The organism is Streptomyces sp. ATCC 21386 (assembly GCF_018728545.1).
Classification (GTDB): Bacteria; Actinomycetota; Actinomycetes; order Streptomycetales; family Streptomycetaceae; genus Streptomyces.
The window spans coordinates 5515309-5538070 of the sequence record NZ_JAAVVL010000001.1 but is presented as its reverse complement, the minus strand read 5'-3'; the positions used below and the strand labels follow the sequence as shown (position 1 = coordinate 5538070).

Annotated in this window: 17 protein-coding genes; 6 read left to right on the top strand and 11 right to left on the bottom strand. The window is 72.4% G+C overall.

Going from position 1 to position 22762, the window contains the following annotated elements:
• The first annotated feature begins 16 nt into the window (after nucleotides 1-16).
• Entirely contained in the window at nucleotides 17-1039 is a 1023-nt protein-coding gene (locus GWK25_RS23640; protein WP_215452739.1) for a LacI family DNA-binding transcriptional regulator, read from the top strand.
• A 66-nt stretch (nucleotides 1040-1105) separates the two neighbouring features.
• Here GWK25_RS23640 and GWK25_RS23635 read toward each other — a convergent pair whose 3' ends face one another.
• The gene (locus GWK25_RS23635; protein ID WP_215452737.1) at nucleotides 1106-2833 is read right to left on the bottom strand and encodes a GAF domain-containing sensor histidine kinase; all 1728 of its coding nucleotides are present in this window, start codon (nucleotides 2831-2833) and stop codon (nucleotides 1106-1108) included.
• A 196-nt stretch (nucleotides 2834-3029) separates the two neighbouring features.
• The gene (locus tag GWK25_RS23630) at nucleotides 3030-3722 is read right to left on the bottom strand and encodes a response regulator transcription factor (RefSeq protein WP_215452735.1); all 693 of its coding nucleotides are present in this window, start codon (nucleotides 3720-3722) and stop codon (nucleotides 3030-3032) included.
• A gap of 358 nt (nucleotides 3723-4080) precedes the next feature.
• Between GWK25_RS23630 and adhE the strand changes: the two genes are divergently transcribed.
• Nucleotides 4081-6783, top strand: a complete 2703-nt coding sequence (adhE, locus tag GWK25_RS23625) for a bifunctional acetaldehyde-CoA/alcohol dehydrogenase (RefSeq protein WP_215452733.1) — start codon at nucleotides 4081-4083, stop codon at nucleotides 6781-6783.
• A gap of 240 nt (nucleotides 6784-7023) precedes the next feature.
• Here adhE and GWK25_RS23620 read toward each other — a convergent pair whose 3' ends face one another.
• Both GWK25_RS23620 and GWK25_RS23615 read right to left on the bottom strand, forming a co-directional pair.
• Nucleotides 7024-7464 carry a pyridoxamine 5'-phosphate oxidase family protein gene (locus tag GWK25_RS23620; RefSeq protein ID WP_215452730.1) on the bottom strand — a complete coding sequence of 147 codons (441 nt, stop codon included), beginning with the start codon at nucleotides 7462-7464 and terminating at the stop codon, nucleotides 7024-7026.
• Between the two features lie 175 nt (nucleotides 7465-7639).
• Nucleotides 7640-8707 carry a zinc-dependent alcohol dehydrogenase family protein gene (locus GWK25_RS23615; RefSeq protein WP_215452729.1) on the bottom strand — a complete coding sequence of 356 codons (1068 nt, stop codon included), beginning with the start codon at nucleotides 8705-8707 and terminating at the stop codon, nucleotides 7640-7642.
• Nucleotides 8708-9016: 309 nt separating this feature from the next.
• On the opposite strand from GWK25_RS23615, the gene GWK25_RS23610 reads away from it, so the two are divergent.
• Nucleotides 9017-9607, top strand: coding sequence for a hypothetical protein (locus GWK25_RS23610; RefSeq protein ID WP_215452728.1), 591 nt, complete (start codon nucleotides 9017-9019; stop codon nucleotides 9605-9607).
• A 122-nt stretch (nucleotides 9608-9729) separates the two neighbouring features.
• Here GWK25_RS23610 and GWK25_RS23605 read toward each other — a convergent pair whose 3' ends face one another.
• The 3 genes from GWK25_RS23605 to GWK25_RS23595 all read right to left on the bottom strand — a co-directional run bounded on the left by GWK25_RS23605 (nucleotide 9730) and on the right by GWK25_RS23595 (nucleotide 13119).
• Nucleotides 9730-10488 (bottom strand): HAD family phosphatase, encoded by a 759-nt coding sequence (locus tag GWK25_RS23605; RefSeq protein ID WP_215452727.1) that lies wholly within the window; start codon nucleotides 10486-10488, stop codon nucleotides 9730-9732.
• Between the two features lie 88 nt (nucleotides 10489-10576).
• The gene (locus GWK25_RS23600; RefSeq protein ID WP_215452726.1) at nucleotides 10577-11293 is read right to left on the bottom strand and encodes a CBS domain-containing protein; all 717 of its coding nucleotides are present in this window, start codon (nucleotides 11291-11293) and stop codon (nucleotides 10577-10579) included.
• A gap of 107 nt (nucleotides 11294-11400) precedes the next feature.
• Nucleotides 11401-13119 (bottom strand): GAF domain-containing protein, encoded by a 1719-nt coding sequence (locus tag GWK25_RS23595; RefSeq protein WP_215452724.1) that lies wholly within the window; start codon nucleotides 13117-13119, stop codon nucleotides 11401-11403.
• Between the two features lie 204 nt (nucleotides 13120-13323).
• Here GWK25_RS23595 and ppdK point away from each other — a divergent pair, with 204 nt between their 5' ends.
• The gene (ppdK, locus tag GWK25_RS23590; RefSeq protein WP_215452722.1) at nucleotides 13324-16011 is read left to right on the top strand and encodes a pyruvate, phosphate dikinase; all 2688 of its coding nucleotides are present in this window, start codon (nucleotides 13324-13326) and stop codon (nucleotides 16009-16011) included.
• A gap of 187 nt (nucleotides 16012-16198) precedes the next feature.
• Here ppdK and GWK25_RS23585 read toward each other — a convergent pair whose 3' ends face one another.
• Both GWK25_RS23585 and GWK25_RS23580 read right to left on the bottom strand, forming a co-directional pair.
• Entirely contained in the window at nucleotides 16199-17095 is an 897-nt protein-coding gene (locus GWK25_RS23585; protein ID WP_215452719.1) for a universal stress protein, read from the bottom strand.
• A 26-nt stretch (nucleotides 17096-17121) separates the two neighbouring features.
• Nucleotides 17122-17952, bottom strand: coding sequence for a universal stress protein (locus tag GWK25_RS23580; RefSeq protein WP_215452718.1), 831 nt, complete (start codon nucleotides 17950-17952; stop codon nucleotides 17122-17124).
• 267 nt (nucleotides 17953-18219) lie between these two features.
• On the opposite strand from GWK25_RS23580, the gene GWK25_RS23575 reads away from it, so the two are divergent.
• Nucleotides 18220-18612 (top strand): STAS domain-containing protein, encoded by a 393-nt coding sequence (locus GWK25_RS23575; protein ID WP_215452717.1) that lies wholly within the window; start codon nucleotides 18220-18222, stop codon nucleotides 18610-18612.
• An 18-nt stretch (nucleotides 18613-18630) separates the two neighbouring features.
• On the opposite strand, the gene GWK25_RS23570 is transcribed toward GWK25_RS23575, so the two are convergent.
• Nucleotides 18631-21009 (bottom strand): phosphoketolase, encoded by a 2379-nt coding sequence (locus GWK25_RS23570; protein ID WP_215452716.1) that lies wholly within the window; start codon nucleotides 21007-21009, stop codon nucleotides 18631-18633.
• Between the two features lie 49 nt (nucleotides 21010-21058).
• Here GWK25_RS23570 and ppk2 point away from each other — a divergent pair, with 49 nt between their 5' ends.
• Nucleotides 21059-21862, top strand: coding sequence for a polyphosphate kinase 2 (ppk2, locus tag GWK25_RS23565; RefSeq protein ID WP_215452715.1), 804 nt, complete (start codon nucleotides 21059-21061; stop codon nucleotides 21860-21862).
• A 17-nt stretch (nucleotides 21863-21879) separates the two neighbouring features.
• Here the strand turns inward: ppk2 and GWK25_RS23560 are convergent, their stop codons facing one another.
• A complete protein-coding gene (locus GWK25_RS23560) occupies nucleotides 21880-22758 on the bottom strand; it encodes a universal stress protein (protein ID WP_215452714.1) in 879 nt (292 codons plus the stop codon).
• Between the last annotated feature and the right edge of the window lie 4 nt (nucleotides 22759-22762).

The window sequence follows — 22762 nt, the reverse complement described above, 5'->3', positions numbered from 1 at the left end:
GGAGACGGTTTCCTCCATGGCAGCGAACCGCCGCCCCACCCTGGCCGACGTCGCCCGAGAAGTCGGCGTCAGCGCCAAGACGGTCTCCCGCGTCCTCAACGAGGACGGACCCGTATCGGCGCAGACCCGGGAGCAAGTCCTCGCCGCGGTGGCCCAGTTGGGCTTCCAGCCGAACCTCATGGCACGCAACATGCGCGTCGGCGGCCCGGACACCACCGTCGGACTGGTCGTCCCCGACCTCGGCAACCCGTTCTTCGGGGCCGTCGCCCGGGGCATCGAGGACAGCGTCCGCGAACGCGGGCTGACGCTGCTCATGGGGTCGTCCGCCGACGACCCCGACCGTGAACGCTCTCTGACCGCCAAGTTCCTGGCCCGGCGCGTCAGCATCCTCATCGTCGTGCCGTCGGTCGGCGCCGACCACTCCCACCTGCGGGCGCAGCGTACGGCGGGGCTGCCCGTCGTCTTCCTCGACCGCCCCGGGGTCGGACTCACCACGGACAGCATCGTCAGCTCCAACCGGGCGGGGGCCCAGGACGGCGTCACCCACCTCATCGCCCACGGGCACCGACGCATCGGGTTCGTCGGCGACCTGCCGGCAAAGCTGTACACCCGCCGCGAGCGGCTCGCCGGCTACCGCGCGGCCTTGGGGGAGGCGGGCATCCCCTACGACCCCGCGCTGGTCGCCGACGCGCACGACCAGCGGGGTGCCGAGGCCGCGACCGCCCGGCTCCTCGAACTGCCCGACCCGCCGACCGCCCTGTTCGCCGGGAACAACATCATGGCGCTGGGCATAGTGGCCGAACTCGCCCGCGGCAAGCGCAAGGAGGTGGCGGTGGTCGCCTTCGACGACGTGGCCCTCGCCGAGGCGCTGGAACCCGCGCTGACCGTCGTCGCTCAGAACCCCGAGGAGCTCGGCCGGACCGCCGCGACCACCGCTCTGGCCCGACTCGACGGCGACCGTTCCCGCGCCCGCACGCTCACCGTCCCCACCCGGCTGATCGTCCGCGGTTCGGGCGAGCAGCCGGCGCCCACCGCATAGGGGCAAGGGTTCGCCGGGAACAGCCGGCGCCCACCCAGCCGGGAGCTCCTCGCCGAAGGTCCTCCGCTATTGGCCGTGCTTCGACGGCACCCGCCACACGAGGGTCGTGCCGCCGCCGGGCGGGCTGGTGGTCTCCAGCTCGCCGCCCGACTGGCGGGCGCGTTCGGCCATGTTGCGCAGTCCGCTGCGGCGGCCCTCGGCGGGAATGCCCACCCCGTCGTCGGCGACCGTGAGGCGCACCTCTCCCCCTTCGGCCTCCACCACCACGTCGGCCCGGGACGCTCGGGCGTGCCGGGCGACGTTGGTCAGGGCCTCGGAGAGCACGGCGACCAGGTGGTCGGCGGCCTCCTTAGGCACATCGGTGTCCAGGAGTCCCTCCAGCCGCAGGCTGGGGGCGAAGCCCAGGACGGGTGCCGCCTCGCCGACCACCCGCACCACGCGGGCCCGCAGGCCGACACCGGTGGCGCTCTCGCGCGACCGGAGGCCGAAGATGGTGGACCTGATGATCTTGATGGTCTCGTCGAGGTCGTCGACGGCCCGCAGCACCCGCTCGGAGGCCTCCGCGTGCTCGATGAAGCGGCCCGCGCTCTGCAAGGTCATGCCGGTGGCGAACAACCGCTGGATGGCGAGGTCGTGCAGGTCCCGGGCGATCCGGTCTCGGTCCTCCAGCACCGCGATCTGTTCGGCGTCCCGTCGGCGTTCGGCCAGCTCCATGGCGACCGCGGCCTGCGCGGCGAAGCCCTGCAGGCGTTCGATCTCCGGCTCGGTGAACACCGTCCGGCCCTCCGCGCGCGCCAGCAGCAGGATGCCGCGCGTTCCCTCCCCCGATCCGATGGGAACGGCCACGGCCGGGCCGAGACCGGTGAGGCTCGGCACGCCGGTCACGCCGGATTCGTCGCGGGAGACGTCCATGCTGGTGACGGGGGCGGCTTCGGAGAAGGCCCGGCCGATCAGGTTGCCCTCCAGCGGCAGCACCAGCCCGCGGTGGGCCACCGCTCCCTCACCGATGGCGAGATCGACGGTGAGCGAGTCGGTGCCCTCCATCGGCACCGCGACGACCGCGAGAGCCGCGGCCATGATCTCGCGGGCGCGTTCGGCGATCACCCGGAGGACCTCGCCGGGCTCGCCGCCGGACATCAGGCTGTGGGTGATCTCGGCGTTGGCGCGCAGCCACCGCTCCCGCAACCGCGACTCCTCGTACAACCGCGCATTGTCGATCGCCACACCCGCCGCCACCGCCAACGTCGACAGCACCGACTCGTCCTCCTCGTCGAACCGCGCCCCACCCCGCTTCTCCGTCAGATACAGATTCCCGAACACCTGCTCACGCACCCGGATCGGCACACCCAGAAACGAATGCATCGGAGGATGATTCGGCGGAAAACCGTACGACGCCGGATGCTCCGACAGGTTCGCCAGACGCAACGGCTCCGGACGACTGATCAACTCCCCCAGAATCCCGTGCCCCTCCGGATACGGACCGATCAACGCGATCCGCTCCTCACTCACCCCCACCGTGTGAAACGCCGACAACCGCTTCCCGTCCGGCCCGATCACACCCAACGCCGCATACTCCGCGTCCACCAGCACCGCAGCCGCCTCCACGATGCCCCGCAACGCCTGCTCCAACTCCAGCTCACGCCCGACCGACAGCACCGCCTCCAACAGACTGTGCACCCGATCCCGCGTCCCCCGCGCCGCATCCAGCCGCGCCTGCAACTCCCCCAACAGCTCATCCAACCTCAGCTGCGGCAACCTCACACGCGCTTCGTCGGCCCTCTCCACGCCCGCCACCGGTGCTCCTCCACATTCGCCGCAGCCTGCCGGCAGCCGCCCGCTCCGCCGTCTCGTGGGCCACGGTAACGGCCCGCCAGGGGGACGGTAGCGGATCCGGTCGCGCACCGGTCCGGCGTGTACGCGGTCCACCGCGCCTGCCCCGACCGGGGGGACGCACCGCGTCCGGCCTGCGGCTGCGCCCGGCGTCCGCGGTCTACTGCCCTCCCTGCCGCAGCCGGTCCTGGGCCTGGGTGGCGATGACGGCGGCCTGCACGCGCCGCTCCACTCCGAGCTTGGCGAGCAGACGGGAGATGTGGTTCTTGACCGTCTTCTCGGCGAGGAAGAGCCGCTGACCGATCTGACGGTTGGTCAGCCCCTCGCCGATCAGGGCCAGAATCTCCCGCTCCCGCTCGGTCAGGCCCGGCAGCGCCTCGGGCTCCTGCTCCTCCTTCGGCCCCTGCCGCAGGCGCGCCATCAGCCGCGCGGTGGCACTGGGGTCGAGCAGGGACTGGCCCGCGGCCACCGTGCGGACCGCCGACACCAGGTCCGAGCCCCGGATCTGCTTCAGGACGTACCCGGAGGCCCCCGCCATGATCGAGTCCAGGAGGGCCTCCTCGTCGTCGAAGGAGGTCAGCATCAGGCAGACGAGTTCCGGCATGCGCGAGCGCAGTTCCCGGCACACGGTGATCCCGTCGCCGTCGGGCAGGCGGACGTCGAGCACCGCCACCTGCGGCCGCAGGGCGGGCACCCGCACCAGGGCCTGCTCCACGGTTCCGGCCTCGCCGATCACCGAGATGTCCGGCTCGTCGTTCAGCAGGTCGCGCACTCCACGGCGTACGACCTCGTGGTCGTCCAGCAGGAAGACCCGGATCTGGTCCTCCGAACCCGGCTGCTCGCTGACCGGCATCGCTTCACTCCTCGGTTCCGCACTCACGCCGCCCTGTCCGCCACGGACAGTATGGGCCTCGACCCGATGATCCTCGTCGTACCGGGGCCGGACGGCCAGGGCCTGTCGGCCCTGTTTCAGAGCGGATCACCGGCTCGTCGGACCCCGTCGGGCCGTTCAGTCCCGACGAGGGACCATCGGCACCTCCGGTACCCGGCCGCGGCGGACGAGAGTGAGCGGCTGAGCGACATCGGTCCCAGGGCGGCAGGCCCGTGCGGCGCCGCCGGCGCGGGCCGGTTCGGCGTGCGTGGCGCGCCGCCCTTCACCCCGTACGTCACCGCTCCCACAGCGGCGGCGCTTGACCCCGGAGGCATTCCTCATGACCCGTCACGACCGTGGCCCCGAGGCCACCACGACCAGCGAGGCGCCGTCCAGGACCGCCGTGGCCGTGGACCGTCTGGTCACGGACGGTCTCAAGGCACTCGCCGACTACGACGGCCTCACCCAGGAACAGGTCGACCACATCGTCAAGAAGGCGTCGGTGGCCGCCCTGGACCAGCACACGGCTCTGGCCCGCCTCGCGGTGGAGGAGACGGGCCGCGGTGTGTTCGAGGACAAGGCGGCCAAGAACATGTTCGCGTGCGAACACGTCACACACAGCATGGGTCCGATGAAGACGGTCGGCGTCGTCGCGCGCGACGACATCGAGGACATGGTGGAGATCGCCGAACCGGTGGGGGTGGTGTGCGCGATCACGCCGGTCACCAACCCGACGTCGACCACGGTCTTCAAGGCGTTGATGGCCCTGAAGACCCGCAACCCGATCGTCTTCGCCTTCCATCCCTCCGCCCAGCGATGCAGCGCGCGGGCGGCTCGCGTCGTACGCGACGCGGCCGTCGCGGCGGGGGCTCCCGAGCACTGCGTCCAGTGGATCGAGACGCCGTCCGTCGAGGCGACCGGCCTGCTGATGCGGCACCCGGGCGTCTCGCTGATCCTCGCCACCGGCGGCAACACCATGGTCAAGGCCGCCTACTCGGCCGGCAAGCCGGCTCTGGGCGTCGGGGCGGGCAACGTCCCGGCGTATGTGCACAGGAGCGCCGAGCTGCGGCGGGCGGTCAACGACCTGGTGCTGTCGAAGTCCTTCGACAACGGAATGATCTGCGCCTCCGAGCAGGCCGTCATCCTGGACGACGAGATCTATGACGCGGCACTCAGCGAGTTCCGCACCCTGCGTGCCCACCTGGCGACCGCCGAGGAGAAGGAGAAGCTGGAGTCCTTCCTCTTCCCGGGCGGCAGGGGCGTGGGCGACGGCTGCGAGCCGAGGGTCAACTCCGGGGCCGTCGGGCGGAGCCCGGAGTGGATCGCCGAGCAGGCCGGCTTCACCGTGCCCGCCGGCACCTCGCTCATCCTCGTCGAGGCCGAACGGGTCGGTCCCGCGGAGCCGTTGACCCGGGAGAAGCTCTGCCCGGTGCTCACGGTGCTGCGCGCCGGCTCCCAGGAGCACGGCTTCGAGCTGGCGGCCGACATGGTCGCCTTCCACGGCCAAGGGCACAGTGCCGTGATCCACGCCGAGGACCGGGCGGTCACCGAGGCGTACGGCAGGCGGATGAAGACCGTGCGGATCATCGTCAACTCCCCCTCCTCACAAGGCGCCATCGGCGGCATCTACAACAGCCTGCTGCCGTCGCTGACGCTGGGCTGCGGTTCGTGGGGCAGCACCTCGGTGTCCGACAACGTCTCCGCCGCGCACCTGCTGAACATCAAGCGGGTCTCCGCCCGACGCAACAACCTGCAGTGGTTCAAGGTCCCACCGAAGATCTACTTCGAGCCGCAGGCCATCCGGTATCTGCAGTCGATGCCGGACGTCCACCGGGTCACGGTCGTCACCGACGCCACCATGACCCGGCTGGGCTTCGTCGACCGCGTCAACCGCGTCCTGCAACGACGCCAGGAGCCGGTGACCGTGCAGGTCATCGACAACGTGGAACCGGAGCCGAGCATCGACTCGGTGCGGCGCGGCGCCCGTCTGATGCGCGACTTCCGCCCGGACACGATCATCGCGCTGGGCGGCGGTTCGCCGATGGACGCGGCGAAGGTGATGTGGCTGCTGTACGAGCAGCAGGCCGCCGGCCGGGAGATGGACTTCGCTGACATGCGGCAGAAGTTCTCCGACATCCGCAAGCGTGCCTTCCGCTTCCCGGTGCCCGGGGCGCTCGCCCGTCTGGTGTGCGTGCCCACCACGTCCGGGACGGGCGCGGAGGTCACCCCCTTCGCCGTGATCTCCGACCCGGCGACCGGTAAGAAGTACCCTCTGGCCGACTACGCGCTCACCCCGAGCGTGGCCATCGTCGACCCGCTGCTCACCATCGAACTGCCCCCGGCCCTGGCGGCCGACAGCGGGTTCGACACCCTCACCCACGCCATCGAGGCGTATGTGTCCGTGTACGCCAACGATTTCACCGACGGGCTCGCCCTGCACGCGATCCGGCTTGTCTTCGACCACATCGAGGCGGCCGTCAACGCTCGCGCCACCAGTCCTCGGGCCAGGGAGAAGATGCACAACGCGGGCACCATCGCGGGCCTGGCCTTCGGCAACGCCTTCCTCGGCATCGTCCACGCCATGTCGCACACCCTCGGCGCCACCTTCCACATCACCCACGGCCGCACCAACGCGGTCCTGCTGCCCCATGTCATCCGCTACAACGGCACCGTCCCGACGAAGCTGACCGGCTGGCCGAAGTACGAGCACTACCGCGCACCCGAACGTTTCCAGGACATCGCCCGCGCGCTCGGCCTGCCCGCCACCAATCCGGCGGAGGGCGTCGAGAGCCTGGCCGCCGCCGTGGAGCGGCTGCGGGAGGCCGTGGGCATCGAGCCGTCGTTCCGGGCGCTCGGCGTCGACGAGCGGACCTTCCTCGACGCGCTGCCCCAGCAGGCCCTGAACGCCTACGAGGACCAGTGCGCCCCCGCCAACCCGCGCATGCCGATACTCGCCGACATGGAGGCCCTGATGCGGGCGGCGTACGAAGGGGCCGGGCACGGCGGCGCGAACACGGCAGAGAGCCCGACAGCAGCCGTGTGAGGGCGCCGCACCGCCCGGCGCCCTCACGGTTCGCCCCTTCGACGGGTGCGACGGGTGCGACGGGTGCGACGGGTGCGACGGGTGCGACGGGTGCGACGGGTGCGACGGCAGCAGGCTGGGGGACCTCGTCGCGTGAGCGCGGGTCGCGAGGCCGCCCGCCGTGTCCGCGCGGTCGCCCCGAGAAAGCCCCGTACCGCCCACCGGGATTCCGGAGGCGGCACGGGGCTCGGGCCCTGGGCGTCAGTTCGTCAGATCCACCCCGTACATCGTCCGGCCGCCGACGAGTTCGCGGCCGGTGACCAGTTCCGCCTGGATCCGGACGAAGACGTCCCGTGGCGCGGCGACCCACGAGCGCGGGCCGGTGTGGGCCAGTCTCGCGCGCTCGGCCGGATCGGTCACGATCGCTGCCCTCCCGGTGACGACGACGCTCCAACCCGACCGGGCGACCGCGTCGACCTCGTCGACCTCGAAGGCGACGACGACTCCGTCCACGGCGCGGGCTAGTTCCGACGCGGCCGACGTACGCAGCAGCACCGAGCCCTCCGCGTCCAGACAGAAGTTGACCGGCAGCACGGCCGGCAGCGCCTGGCGGGTGTGCACGATACGGCCGAGGCGCGCCTTCGCCAGCAGCCCCAGGCACTCCTGCCTGTCCAGTTCGCGGAATCCGTCGTTGGCGTACATCGGCCCATCCGTCTCCTGCTTCGCACCCCACCCACCCGGACTTCGGGTGTGCGCTCCATCGTCCGTCCGGTGCGTGCCCGGGATGAGGGCCATCGGTCCCTGCCGGGCCGGAGAGCGGCCCCCTCCTACGGAGGTCCACCCGGCCCGGTTCCGCCGGAGACGTTCCGCAGGCCGATCAGGCCGGAACCGCGACGACGTCGTGCCGGGGCCCGCCGAGCACGACCTTGAGCGCCCCGGTGTCGGCCGCGCGGGAGAAGACGTCGTACGCCTCCTCCATGCCCTCCAGCGGGAAGGTGTGCGTGACCAGGGACGAGGTGGGCAGCCGGCCCGCGGCGGCCATCCGCAGCAGGGTGGGGGTGGAGTGGGTGTCCACCAAGCCCGTGGTGATCGTCACGTTCTTGATCCACAGGTCTTCCAGGTGCAGCGTGGCCGGTTTGCCGTGCACGCCGACGTTGGCCACGTGTCCGCCGGGACGCACCATACGGGTGCAGAGCTCGAAGCTCTCCGGTACGCCGACGGCCTCGATCACGACGTCCGCGCCGAGCCCGTCGGTGAGGTCGGCGACCAGTTGGTCCGGAGCCTCCCTGGGGTCGGCCACGGCGTCCGCCCCGAGGCGCCTCGCGGCCTCCAGGCGCGCGGGGGCCAGGTCCACGGCGACGATCCGCTCGGGCGAGAACAGCCGCGCGGTGGCGATCGCCGCGAGACCGATGGGGCCGACGCCCACGACGGCGACGGTGTCGCCGGGGCGGACGCGCCCGTTGACCACGCCCACCTCGTAGGAGGTGGGGAAGATGTCCGCCAGCAGCACGGCGTCCTCGGCGGCCAGGGTGCTGGGCAGCGCGTGGACGGACAGGTCGGCGTACGGGACGCGGACGTACTCGGCCTGGGTTCCGTCGATCAGGTGGCCGAGGATCCAGCCGCCCCCGCCCAGGCACTGGCCGTACGCTCCCTCCCGGCAGTAGCGGCACCGGCCGCAGGCGGTGATGCAGGAGACGAGCACCCGGTCGCCGGGCCGCACGGTCCGTACGTCGCTGCCGACCTCGACGATCTCCCCGACGGCCTCGTGCCCCAGGACCGTGCCGGGTCGGACCTCGGGCACGTCACCCTTGAGGATGTGCAGGTCCGTCCCGCAGATCGTGACGGTGTCGACCCTGACGATCGCGTCGGTGGGGTCCTTGATCCCCGGGTCGGGCACTTCCTGCCACGACGACTGTCCGGGGCCGTGGAAGACCAAGCCCTTCATGACGATCCCTGCCTCTCTCTGTCTCCCCCGGGTCCGCGGACCGGTCGTTCACCCATGGACCGCCGCGCCCGGACACAGGTGCGGTGCCGGGATTGCCCCGCAGATCCAGCTTGGCCCTCCCGGCCGGACCTCGCACGGGCCGGTCGGCCCTCCCGGTCGCCGTGCCCCGACCGGGCCAGGGCTGAAGGTCCCTTCCGGGCAATGGACTTGGTCCCGATCGGCCCGGTGTCGGCGCCTGCTCGGCCCATGTTCCGGCCGTTCCCCGGCTGTCACCTTCCTGAAGAGACGGCGACGAGGAGGCTGGGATCCATGAACGGCGGCAGGTACCCGGGGAAGACGAGCAGGGCACTGTGGCGGTGGCGGCGTAACCCGCTGCGCCGACGCGACGACGCGACGGAGGCGTGGATCGTGCTGGCCGTGTGGATCGCCGTGGTCGTCGGCGGCACGATCACCGGAGTCATGACGGCCCGTGCCGCCGAGGGGGTCTTCACCGCACAGCGTGCCGACCGTCGTCCCGTCTCGGCCGTACTCGTCTCCGACGTCCCGCGGACGGCCTCGGGTGTGGGCGGCACGTACGACAGAGCCTCGGCGAAGGTGCGCTGGACCACCCCCGAAGGCGTCACCCGTACGGCTTCGACCGTGGTGGAGACCGGACAGCGGGCCGGGACCGAGGTGGAGGTCTGGACGGACGGTCGGGGCGGGCTGCGCACGGAGCCGCCCACACCCACCGAGGCGGCCGTGGAGGCGGGCGTCCTGGGCGTCGCCGCCGGGCTCGCCCTGAGTGGTCTGGTGTTCGGCGTCGGCGGCGCCGGACGCTGGTGGCTCGACCGGCGGCGGATCGCGCTGTGGGGGACGGAGTGGGCCCGGATCGGCCCGCTGTGGAGCCAGAAGACGGGCTGACCGGCCCTCTTCGACCGTCTTGAAGCCGATGCCGTGGTCCGCGAGTCCGGGGACGGGCAGGGCGGAAGCCGAGCCCGGAACCTCTGCGGCGCGTCTCGTGCGGCGCGGGTCCCGGCCGGTCCTCACTGCCGAGGTCCGCCGTCGAGGAGTTCACCCAGGTCGCCGACGACGAGGTCGGCACCGTGCCGCAGCAGGCGCTCGCCGGTGTCGGGGCCCTGGGCACGGTCCACTCCGACGACCAGGCGGAAGCCGCCACGCCGTCCCGCCTCGACTCCCGCCAGGGCGTCCTCGACGACGGCCGCACGGTCCGGGGGGACGCCCAGTCGGCGAGCCGCCTCCAGGAAGAGGTCGGGGCACGGCTTGCCGGCCAGACCCAGCCGGGCCGCCTCTCCCCCGTCGACCAGGGCGTCGAAGAGCTCCGCCACCCCCGCCCCGGTCAGCAGCTCACGGGCGTGCCGGGAGGCCGAGACCGCCGCCACGGGGACGCGTGCCGCCCGCAGGGCCCGGACCAGCCGTACCGTGCCCGGGTACGCGTCGACGCCCTGTTCGCTCAACCGCCGGGTGAACAGCCGTTCCTTGTCCGCCGCCACGTCACGCACCGTCCGCTCGGACGGCTCGATGCCACGCGACGCGAGGAAGGCCGCTGCCCCGTCGAGCCGGGACCTGCCGTCCACGAAACGCAGATAGTCGTCGCGGATGTCGAAGGGGCGCCCCTGCCGCGGGTCTCCGGGCGGGTGCGCACGGAGGAAGGCGTCGAACGCGGTCTTCCAGGCCGCGGCGTGCACCCGTGCCGAGTCGGTGATCACTCCGTCGGTGTCGAACACGACCGCCCGGACCTGTCCCAGCGCCGGAGCGAGCGGTTCTCGGGCTGTGCCGGCCATGCGGTCTCCTTCACGGTCGGGCGCTCATTTCCGTGTCCTGGGCGCCGCTTCACGACGTGCCGCACTGCCGCACGGTCCCGGCCCCGCTTCACGAGCCGACGCGCCGGTCGAGGTCGGGGCGGGTGCCCGGGCCGGTGAGCCCGCAGTCGACGTCCACGACTCCCTCGACGGCGCGTGCGAGACGAGAGGCCAGTGGGACGAGGGCGGCGTGCCGGACCCGGCCCCTGAGGATCACGACGCCTTTGCGTACGTCCACCCGAACCGGTTCGTCGGTGTCCGGGGTGAGCCTCGGCAGGACTTCGCGCCGGATCTCCTCGGCGATGTCGACGTCGTCGCGCAGGAACACCTTCAGCAGGTCGGAGCGGCTGACGACGCCGCACAGCCGACCGTGGGCGTCGACCACGGGAAGCCGCTTGACCCGGTGCCGGGTCATCAGCCGGGCGGCTTGGGCCAGGGTCGTGTCGGCGTGCACGGTCACGGCCGGCACGGTCATGAGCTCCCCGGCCTCCACCGCGGCTGCCTTGGAGAGGTCCGACAGACGCCGGAGCGGCGGATACGGGGGCCCGGCCGCGGAGGTGTGCCCGGCCCCGGGCAGGTCCGGGTCACCGTCCCTCAGTGCTTCCTTGTGCAGCAGGTCGGCCTCGGAGACGACGCCCACGACAAGCCCTTCGTCGTCCACGACGGGAACCGCGCTGACGTGCCACTGCCGCATGGCCCGCACGACGTCCTTGAAGGCCGCCCGATGACGCACGGCCCCCACGGTGCGGGTCAGCACATCGCTCACGAGATGGGGAGTGCCGGTCATGACGACCTCCAGGGCGCTCGGGTGACGCAGCGCTACACCCTCAGCGTCGGACTCCGGGCCTGTCCTGGCACGGGGCCGAGGGGCCCCTTCGCCGTGCCGGAGGTCCCCTACGACCGCGCCGACGGCACCCGCCACACCAGCGTGGTGCCGCCTCCCTCGGGGCAGTGCCACTCCGTCCGGCCGCCGAGTTGCCCGGCCCGTTCGGCCATGTTGCGCAGGCCGCCGCGGCGGCCCTCCGGCGGGATGCCGACCCCGTCGTCCCGGACCGTCAGCACCAGCTCCCGCCCGTCGGTCGTCACCACGATCTCGGCGTGGTGCGCGCGGGCGTGGCGGGCGATGTTGGTCAACGCCTCGGACAGCACGGCGACCAGGTGGTCGGCGGTCTCCTTCGGTACGTCGGTGTCGATCAGCCCCTCCATCCGGATGCTCGGGGCGAATCCCAGGATCGGCGCCGACTCCGCGGCGACCCGCACCACGCGGGTCCGCAGGCCGACGTCGGCCGCGCCGTCCCGTGTGCGCAGCCCGAAGATGGTCGATCTGATGATCTTGATGGTCTCGTCGAGGTCGTCGACGGCCCGCAGCACCCGTTCGGAGGCCTCCGGGTGCTCGATGAGGCGGCCCGCGCTCTGCAGGGTCATGCCGGTGGCGAAGAGACGCTGGATGGCGAGGTCGTGCAGGTCCCGGGCGATCCGGTCACGGTCCTTGAGGACCGCGACCTCCTCGGCGTCCCGTCGGCGTTCGGCCAGTTCCATGGCGATGGCCGCCTGAGCGGCGAAGACGCGCAGCGGCTCGGTCTCCTTCGCGGTGAAGGGCGACTGTCCCGCCTCCCGGACCAGCAGGACGACGCCACGGATGCCCTCGTCGCGGGTGCCGACGGGAACGGCCACGGCCGGACCGAGACCGGAGAAGCGGGGCGGTCCGGCCCACACCCGCTCGTCGTTGGTGACGTCCTCGCTGGTGACCGCGGTCGCGCCGGCGAAGGCCTCGCCGATCAGAGTGCCCTCGACGGGCAGGACCAGCCCGCTCAGCGTCTGCGCCGCCTCGCCGATGGCCAGATCCACCGTGAGCGAGTCGGTGCCCGCCATCGGCACCGCGACGACGGCCAGGGCCGCGCCGGTGATGTCCCGGGCGCGTTCGGCGATCAGGCGGAGCACCAGGGCCTGCTCCGCTCCCGACATGAGGTCGTGGGTGATCTCGGCGTTGGCGCGCAGCCACCGCTCCCGCAACCGCGACTCCTCGTACAACCGCGCGTTGTCGATCGCCACACCCGCCGCCACCGCCAACGTCGACAGCACCGACTCGTCCTCCTCGTCGAACCGCGCCCCACCCCGCTTCTCCGTCAGATACAGATTCCCGAACACCTGCTCACGCACCCGGATCGGCACACCCAGAAACGAATGCATCGGAGGATGATTCGGCGGAAAACCGTACGACGCCGGATGCTCCGACAGGTTCGCCAGACGCAACGGCTCCGGACGACTGATCAACTCCCCCAGAATCCCGTGCCCCTCCGGATACGGACCGATCAACGCGATCCGCTCCTCACTCACCCCCACCGTGTGAAACGCCGACAACCGCTTCCCGTCCGGCCCGATCACACCCAACGCCGCATACTCCGCGTCCACCAGCACCGCAGCCGCCTCCACGATGCCCCGCAACGCCTGCTCCAACTCCAGCTCACGCCCGACCGACAGCACCGCCTCCAACAGACTGTGCACCCGATCCCGCGTCCCCCGCGCCGCATCCAGCCGCGCCTGCAACTCCCCCAACAGCTCATCCAACCTCAGCTGCGGCAACCTCACACGCGCTTCGTCGGAGCGTGCCACCGTGCTCCTCCGTCCTCGGTTCCAGCGAGGGGGCACCGACCGTTCCCGGTCACGAGCCACGGTAGTCCGCGCGGCCGGGGACGAACAGCGGACCAGGGCCCATCGGCCCGCCGCGGGGGACGGACAGCACCTGCCGGGCCAAGCGCCGTCCGTTCGACGCTGGAGTTGAAGCGAGTCCGCAGCCAACCCGAGGAGACCGGCGTCATGGGCCGTTACGTGTACGACTTCGCTGAGGGCGGCCGGGACATGGCCGACCTGCTCGGCGGCAAGGGAGCGAACCTGGCCGAGATGACCCGGCTGGGTCTGCCGGTCCCGCCCGGTTTCATCGTCACCACGGAGGCCTGTCGGGCCTTCCTGGCCACCGGTGACGAACCGGAGGGGATGACGGAGGAGATCTCCCGGCATCTGACGGCCGTGGAGCGGGCGGCCGGACGGTCCCTGGGGCAGCGGGACGACCCGTTGCTGCTGTCGGTCCGCTCGGGGGCGCGGTTCTCCATGCCCGGCATGATGGAGACGGTCCTGGACATCGGTCTGAACGACGAATCCGTCCAGGGACTCGCCAAGTCGTCGGGGAACGAGCGGTTCGCCTGGGACTCCTACCGTCGACTCGTCCAGATGTTCGGCAGCACGGTGCTGGGGGTCGACGCGGCCCTCTTCGAAGGCGCCCTCACCCTGCTCAAGGAGGCTCGGGAGGTCCGGGACGACGTGCAGCTCGACGCGGGCGACCTCGCCTGGCTCGTGGAGACCTACAAGTCCCTGATCCGCGACGAGACCGGGGAGGACTTCCCCCAGTCGCCGGCTGAGCAGCTGCGCCTCGCCGTCCTCGCGGTCTTCCGTTCCTGGAACGGCGAGCGCGCCCGCCTGTACCGCAGGCGTGAGCACATCCCGGACGATCTGGGCACCGCGGTCACCGTGCAGCGCATGGTCTTCGGCAACCTCGGGAACGACTCCGGCAGCGGCGTGGCCTTCACCCGGGACCCGGCCACCGGGCGCCCCGGGCTCTACGGGGACTATCTGTCCAACGCCCAGGGCGAGGACGTCGTCGCCGGTATCCGCAACACCGTCCCGCTGACGGCCCTGGAACGGCTGGACCCGGATGCGTACCGGCGGCTGCGCGACCACATGGGCACCCTGGAGCGGCACTACCGCGACCTGTGCGACATCGAGTTCACCATCGAGCGCGGTCGGTTGTGGATGCTGCAGACCCGGGTCGGCAAGCGCACCGCCGAGGCCGCGTTCGCCATCGCCGCCGAGCTGGTCGAGGAGGGGCTCATCACTGCGGACGAGGCGCTCGCCCGGGTGAGCGGGGACGGCCTGGCGCGGCTGATGTTCCCGCGCTTCGACACCACCGCGACCGGTGATGCCCTCGCCCACGGGCTGCCCGCCTCGCCCGGTGCCGCGGTGGGCGCGGCGGTCTTCGACTCGGCCGAGGCCGCGCGCCGGGCCGCAGCCGGCGAGAAGGTCGTCCTCGTACGCCAGGAGACCACCCCCGACGACCTGCCCGGCATGCTGGCCGCCGAGGCGGTGCTCACCAGCCGCGGCGGCAGGACCAGCCACGCCGCCGTCGTGGCCCGCGGCCTGGGCAAGGTCTGTGTGTGCGGCGCCGAGGACCTCACCGTGAACACCGACGCCCGCCGCTTCACCACACCTGACGGCACCGTCGTCGAGGAGGGCACGGTCGTCTCGGTCGACGGATCGACCGGTGCCGTGTACCTGGGTGGCGTTCCGCTGGTGGCCTCGGCGTTCATGCGCCACCTGGAGACCGGCGAGCAGGCGGACGCGATCGTCGCGGCCGGTGCCCGGGCCCTGCGACACGCCGACTCCGTGCGGCGGCTGGAGGTGCGCGCCAACGCCGACACGCCCGAGGACGCGGCCCGCGCCAGGCGGTTCGGAGCGCAGGGCATCGGGTTGTGCCGCACCGAGCACATGTTCCTCGGCGAGCGGCGCGCGCTGGTCGAGGCGATGATCCTGGCCCGCTCCGACGCCGAGCGCGAGCGGGCGCTCGGGGAGTTGCTGCCCCTGCAACGACGGGACTTCGTCGGCATCCTGGAGGCGATGGACGGCCTGCCGGTCACCATCCGTCTGCTGGACCCGCCGCTGCACGAGTTCCTGCCCGACCGCACCGAGCTCGCCGTCCGTGTCGCCACCGCCGAGGCCCGGGGTGAGCTGCCCGCCGCGCACGACACCGAGCTGCTGGAGGCGGTGAACCGCATGCACGAGGAGAACCCGATGCTCGGGCTGCGGGGCGTGCGCCTTGAGCTGGTGGTGCCCGGTCTGGTCGCCATGCAGGTCCGGGCCATCGCCGAAGCGGTCGTGGAACGCGTCCGGGCCGGTGGCACCCCGCACGCGGAGATCATGGTCCCGCTGGTCGGCGCGGTGGAGGAGCTCCGGCTCGCCCGCGCGGAGGTGGAGCAGGTGCTGGCCCGGGTCGAGGAGGAGACCGGTGTGGCCGTGCGCTGTCCCGTCGGCACCATGATCGAACTGCCCAGGGCCGCGCTCACCGCGGGCCGGATCGCCGAGGAGGCGCAGTTCTTCTCCTTCGGCACCAACGACCTCACCCAGACCGTGTGGGGATTCTCCCGTGACGACGTCGAGGCGGCCTTCTTCTCCGCCTACCTCGACAAGGGCGTCTTCACGACCTCTCCGTTCGAGACGATCGACCGTGACGGTGTGGGCCGGCTGGTGCGGATCGCGGTCGACGAGGGCCGCGCCGCCTGTCCCGACCTGACGATCGGGGTGTGCGGGGAGCACGGCGGCGACCCGGAGTCCGTGCACTTCTTCCACGCGGCGGGGCTCGACTACGTCTCCTGCTCGCCGTTCCGCGTCCCCGTGGCCCGCCTGGAGGCCGGCCGGGCCGCCCTCTCCGGGACGGATGTCAGCGACAGCCGCTGACATCCGTCCCCCCGATACGGGACCAACGGCACATGTGCGGCACCGCGGTCCGCGGGACAGTGAGAGACAGGAGCGGCGCCGATCCCCCGCGGTGTCGCTCCGCCCGTACCCGTGACGACACCCGCACCAGCCAAAGCGCCGCCCCGCCCCTCCTGTCCGGGGGCGGGGCGGTCCGGCGGGCGCCGCGTCAGGGGTGCGGGACGACGGCCACCGGAGCCATTGAGCGCCGCAGGACCGCGTAGGTCACGGGACCGATGTGCGGGGACAGCGGGGTTCGGCGGATGCGGCGGCCCACGACCACCAGGGAGGCGTCGGCGGAGGCGTCCACCAGATGCGCGCCGGCGCGGCCGACCACGGCCTCCTCGGTCACCCGCACGCCCGGAAACTTCTCGCGCCAGGGAGCGAGTACGGCGGACGGCCCGTCCTCGTCCTCGGCCGTGGACGGCCCCTGCTCGGCACCTGTCCCGCCTCTGTCGCCGTGCGGCGACGTGCCGTGTCCGTGGACGACGCGCAAACCCGTCGCACGCCGTGCCGCCGCTTCGAAGGCGAACGCGACGACCGTGTCGTCGGGGTCGTCGAGGTCCAGCCCCAGCACGACGTCCCGGTAGGCGGTCGTACCGATACCCGGGGCGTCGGTCCGGTACTCGGCCGCCGCCTCGGCGCGGACGAGGACGACCGGCCGTCCGGCCCGCGCCACCACGGCCGCCGCGACCGAGCCGAGCAGGAACCCGGCGGCCCTGCCCAGCCCTCGTGACCCGAGCACCAGCACCTCGCTGTCCTCGGCCACCGCGACCAGGGCCGACGCGGGGTGCCCGGGGATCCGCCGGGCCTCGACCGGCAGGCCGGGGTGGCGGTGGGCCAGTCGGGTGACCGACTCGCGCAGCAGCGCGGCGGAGCGGTCGGCGCCGGGCGGAGCGACGCGTTCGCCGGCGAAGGGCACGTAACTGTGCGGGGGAAGGTCGTCGGCGTGCACGACCCGCAGGGGCAGGGAGGACATCCGGGCCTCACGTGCGGCCCAGTCGGCGGCCGCACAACTCTCCGACGAGCCGTCCAGTCCGACGGCGACGAAACGGGACGGTGACATGGGCCGGTCTCCTTGCGTCTCCACGGTCATGCGGCGGGTACGACGACCACCGGACAGTGCGCGTGGCGCAGCAGGACGGGGGCGACCTGCGGGTGGGGCGGGGCGACGGCGGACGTCCGGTGGTGCGAGCCGACGACCACCAGACCGGCCTCGCGGGTCGACGCCAGCAACGCCTCCGGCGCACTCGTCCGCACCGTGACGGATTCCACCACGACATCGGCGTACCGCTCCCGCAGCGCGGCGAGGGCGAAGCGCGGGACGGCCTCCTCCACTCGTTCAGACGAGGCGGCCGGGTCCCGTGGTGCGCCCTGTGTGCCCACGAGCGGCGGCAGTACGGGCGTGACGCGGCGGTGGGGCCAGGAGTGCAGGACACGCAGCCGGGCTCCGCGTCGCCGGGCCTCCTCGAAGGCGTAGACGGCGGCCCGCTCGTCCCTGTCGTCCTCCAGGCCGAGCACCACCTCACGCCCGCTGTCGCACAGGTGGTCCCCGCGTACGACGAGCAGGGGCCCGCGCGCACGTCGGGCCAGCCGCAGGCCGACCGACCCGAGGAGCAGGCCGGCGACGCGCCCCATGCCCCGGGAGCCCACGACGGTGAGCGCCGCGTCGGCGCCCTCCCGCGCCAGCGCCCGTACGGCGCCGCCCTCGGCCGCGACGGTCCGCACCGCAAGGCCGGGGTGCCGCGCGCGGACGCGTGCGACGGCGGCGGCCAGGATCGGTACCGTCTCGGCGCGGTCCTGAGCGGCGCACACCAGCCGCAGCTCGGCTTCGCGCCGGACCGCTTCCCCGGCTGCCCAGTCCAGGGCCCTGGTGGAGGACAGGGTGCCGTCCACTCCTACGACGACATGGTGGTGGGTCATGGCTCGGCCTCTCTCGACAGGCTGTGACCGGGGAGCACCGGACGGTGGCCCCCACCCACGATGCTGGCCTCGGTCCGCCTGCGGCGGCAGGAGCCGGGAGAACCCGGCGGCGTGCCGAACGGCCCCTGTCCGCAGGGACGTTCGGGCCGTGGCGTGGGGGTCGTGGCGTGCGGTGCGCCGCGCGGCGGGCCGGCCGGGCCGTGCGGGACCCGCGGTAGGGACCGAACGGCCCTACCGCGGATCGCACGGGTTGGCTTGTCTTTCTCCATGGACGGCAACCACACGAGGTCCTCCCCGTACCGCACGACGCGGGCGGCCGACGGCAGCACGGTCGTGACGCTGCACGGCGAGCTCGACCTGCTGGCGGTACCGGCCCTCTCGGCGGCCCTGGACGCCCTGACGGCCGTGTCCCGTCCCGACCTGGTGCTGGATCTGCGTTCCGTGTCCTTCGTCGACTGCTCCGGTCTCGGTGTCCTGTGCCGGGCGAAGAGCCGGGTCCGGGCCCGGCACGGCCGGCTGCGGCTGGTCACGCGCGCGGGCGCCTTCCGGCGGCTGCTGCGGTGCACGGGGCTGAGCGACGCCTTCGAGGTGCACCCGGACCTGCCCGAGGCGCTCGGCGACGGGGTGCCGGTGCAACGGGCCACGGCCTCACACGGGTGAGACCGTGGCCCGGCGGCGTCAGGCCCAGTGCCAGTCGGCGATCTCCGGCAGATCGGTCCCGTGCTCGCGGATCCAGGCGTGGTGACGGGTCCTCGCGTCCGCCATCTGCTGGCGAACGGCGGCGGCGCGGACGGCGAGGCCGGGGACACGGTCGATGACGTCCATCACGAGGCGGTAGCGGTCCAGGTCGTTGCGGACGACCATGTCGAACGGGGTGGTCGTCGTCCCGGACTCCTTGTAGCCGCGGACGTGTGTGTTGCCGTGGCCCGCGCGGCGGTAGGCGAGACGGTGGATGAGCCACGGATAGCCGTGGTAGGCGAAGATCACCGGCTTGTCCGTGGTGAACAGGCCGTCGTACTCGAAGTCGGTCATGCCGTGCGGGTGCTCCTCGCGGGGCAGCAGCCGGGTCATGTCCACGACGTTGACCACCCGCACGGCGAGCTGGGGCAGATGGCGGCGCAGCAGCTGCGCGGCGGCCAGGACCTCCTGGGTGGGCACGTCTCCGGCGCAGGCGAGCACGACGTCCGGTTCGCCGCCGTTCTCGCTGCCCGCCCAGTCCCAGATACCGGCGCCGCGCGCGCAGTGGGCGCGGGCCTCGTCCATCGACAGCCAGTCGAAGCAGGGCTGTTTGCCGGCCACGATCACGTTGACGTAGTCACGGCTGCGCAGGGCGTGGTCCGCGACCGACAGCAGCGTGTTGGCGTCCGGCGGCAGATAGACGCGGACGACCTCGGGGCTCTTGTTGAGGACATGGTCGACGAAGCCGGGGTCCTGGTGGGAGAAGCCGTTGTGGTCCTGCCGCCAGACGTGCGAGGTGAGCAGGTAGTTGAGGGAGGCGATGGGGGCCCGCCAGGGCAACTCCCGTGCTGTCCTCAGCCACTTGATGTGCTGGTTGACCATGGAGTCGACGATGTGCACGAACGCCTCGTAGCAGGAGAACAGTCCGTGCCGGCCGGTGAGGAGGTAGCCCTCCAGCCAGCCCTGGCAGAGGTGTTCGGAGAGGATCTCCAGGACCCGGCCGTGCCGGTCGAGGTGTTCGTCGACGGGCAGGTGCTCGGCCTGCCAGGCCTTGCCGCTGGCGTCGAAGACGGCCTGCAGGCGGTTGGAGGCGGTCTCGTCCGGTCCGACGAGCCGGAAGTCCCGGCGAAGTCGGGTGTCCTTCATGACCTGTGCCAGGAGGTCGCCGAGGACCCGGGTCGGCTCGTGGAGCGTCGTGCCCGGCTTCTCGACCGGTACGGCGAAGTCGTCCAGGGAGCGGACGGGCAGGTCGCGGACGAGGAGTCCGCCGTTGGCGTGCGGGGTGGCGCCCAGCCGCCGGGTGCCGGAGGGGACGCAGGCGAGCACGTCGTCGACCGGGCGGCCGTCGGGGCCGAACAGTTCGTGCGGCCGGTACGAGCGCAGCCAGGCCTCCAGTTGGCGCAGGTGCTCGGGGTTCTCCCGGACGCCGGCGAGCGGGACCTGGTGGGCACGCCAGGTGCCCTCGACGGGTTGCCCGTCGACCTCGGCGGGGCCGGTCCAGCCCTTGGGGGTGCGCAGCACGATCATGGGCCAGCGCACGCGTTCGGCGACGCCGCCCTCGCGGGCGGTGCGCCGCATCAGGGCGATGCTGTCCAGCGCCTCGTCGAAGGCGTGCGCCAGGGCGCGGTGGACGGTGGCCGGGTCGTCGCCGGTGACGTGCAGGGGGGTGTGGCCGTAGCCGCGCAGGAGGGCGTCGAGTTCGGCCTGCGGGAGACGGGAGAGCACCGTGGGGTTGGCGATCTTGTAGCCGTTGAGGTGGAGGATGGGCAGGACGGCGCCGTCGAGGACCGGATCGAGGAACTTGTTGGAGTGCCAGGAGGCGGCCAGCGGGCCGGTCTCCGCCTCGCCGTCGCCGATGACACACGCCACCAGCAGGTCGGGGTTGTCGAAGGCGGCGCCGTAGGCGTGGGCGAGGGAGTAGCCGAGCTCACCGCCCTCGTGGATCGAACCCGGGACCTCGGGCGCCACATGGCTCGGCACCCCGCCCGGGAAGGAGAACTGACGGAAGAGCCGTTCCATGCCGGGCGCGTCGCGGGTGACGTCCGGGTAGGTCTCGCTGTAACTGCCGTCGAGCCAGGAGCCGGCCAGGACGGACGGCCCGCCGTGGCCGGGGCCCCAGACGCACAGGGCGTCGAGGTCGCGCGCCTTGATCACCCGGTTGAGGTGGGTGTACACGAGGTTGAGGCCCGGCGAGGTGCCCCAGTGTCCGAGCAGCCGCGGTTTGATGTGCTCCGGGAGCAGCGGTTCGGTCAGCAGCGGGTTCGCCATCAGGTAGATCTGTCCGGCCGCGAGGTAGTTGGCGGCCCGCCAGTGGGCGTCCAGGGTGCGCAGTTCGTCGTCGGAAAGTACGGTGACGTTCTGGTGTTCGACCTGGGTCATGGGTGACTCCGGAACTCATCGACGGGGTCGTCGGGCGGTGGAGGACGGCATGGCCGGCAAGAAGGCGACGAAGGTGTCGCGTGCGGCGTACGAGCAGGAACTGCTGCGCCTGCAGACGGAGTTGGTGAAGCTGCAGGAGTGGGTGCGGACCGAGGGGGCCCGGCTGGTGGTGGTCTTCGAGGGGCGGGACGCGGCGGGCAAGGGCGGCACGATCAAGCGGGTCGCCGAGCACCTCAATCCCCGTGTCGCCCGGATCGCCGCGCTCCCCAAGCCGACGGAACGCGAGCGCACCCAGTGGTACTTCCAGCGGTACGTCGCGCAGTTGCCGGCCGCCGGGGAGATCGTGCTGTTCGACCGGTCCTGGTACAACCGGGCCGGTGTGGAGCACGTCATGGGCTTCTGCACAAAGGAGGAGTATCAGCTTTTTCTCCGCCAATGCCCCATTTTCGAGCACATGTTGATCGAGGACGGGATCATGCTGCGCAAGTACTGGTTCTCGGTGAGCGACACCGAGCAGCAGGAGCGCTTCCGACGGCGTCTGGAGGACCCGCTGCGGCGCTGGAAGCTGTCGCCGATGGACCTGGAGTCGCTCACCCACTGGGAGGCGTACTCGCGCGCGAAGGACGAGATGATGGTGCACACCGACATCACCGAGGCACCGTGGTACGTCGTCGAGAGCGACGACAAGCGCCGGGCCCGGCTGAACATGATCGCTCACCTGCTGGCGTCCGTGCCGTACCGCGAGGTGCCGCCCCCGGTGCTCGAACTGCCGGAGCGCCCGCCGTCGACCGGCTACGAGCGTCCGCCGCGTGATCTGCGGACCTATGTCCCCGATCACGCGGCGGGTCTCTGAACAGCCGGTCACCCTGCTCACTCCGGCTCGGGCACGATGACGACCGGGCAGGCGGAGTGGTGCAGCACTCCGTGCGTCGCCCGGCCCAGCTGGAGTCCGAAGTGCCGCTGCCGGCGCCTGGCCCCGATGACGAGCAGGTCGGCGTCGAGGGAGGCGTCCGACAGCACGGTCCGGGCGTGGCCCTCGGCGGTACGGCGGCGCAGCCGGACGTCGTCGGGGGCCTTCTCGAGGGCGGCCTCCAGCTCCTCGACGGCCCGCTCCTCGTGCAGCCGGGCCGGCTCCCCCGTCAGCAACGGGTGGTCGGTGGTCTCGTGCACGGGGCACCGCCAGGCCCGCACCGCCTCGACCTCGGCCCCGCGCCGCCGCGCCTCGTCGAAGGCGAACCGCAGCGCCGCCGAGGACGTCTGCCGCTCTCCGACACCGACGACGATCCGGCCGTGCGTGGCGGGCAGGGCCCGGTTGTCGTGGCTGCCGCGTACGACGACCATCGGGCAGTGCGCGTGCGCGGCCACCGTCAGGCTCACCGAACCCATGAGCGCCTCGGTCAGGCTGCTGCGGCCCCGGCTGCCGGTCACCAGCAGGGAGGCGGTGCGGCTCTCCCGGAGCAGCGTGTACTCGGGCTCCTCGGGCAGCACCTCGGTGGTGACCTTCACCTCCGGACGGCGGAGGCCGGCCTGCTGGGCGGCGCTCTCCACGATCACCTCGGCGCGCACGCCCTCGGGCGGCTCGCCCACGTCCTCGGACACGTGAGCGCCCTCGTAGCGCTCCCACAGCGAGGCGTACACCAGCCGCAGTGGCGCGCCACGCAGCGCGGCCTCGTCGGCCGCCCAGTCCACGGCCCGCAGGCTGGGCTCGGAGCCGTCCACGCCGACGACGACCGGCAGGTCACTCGTCATCCCG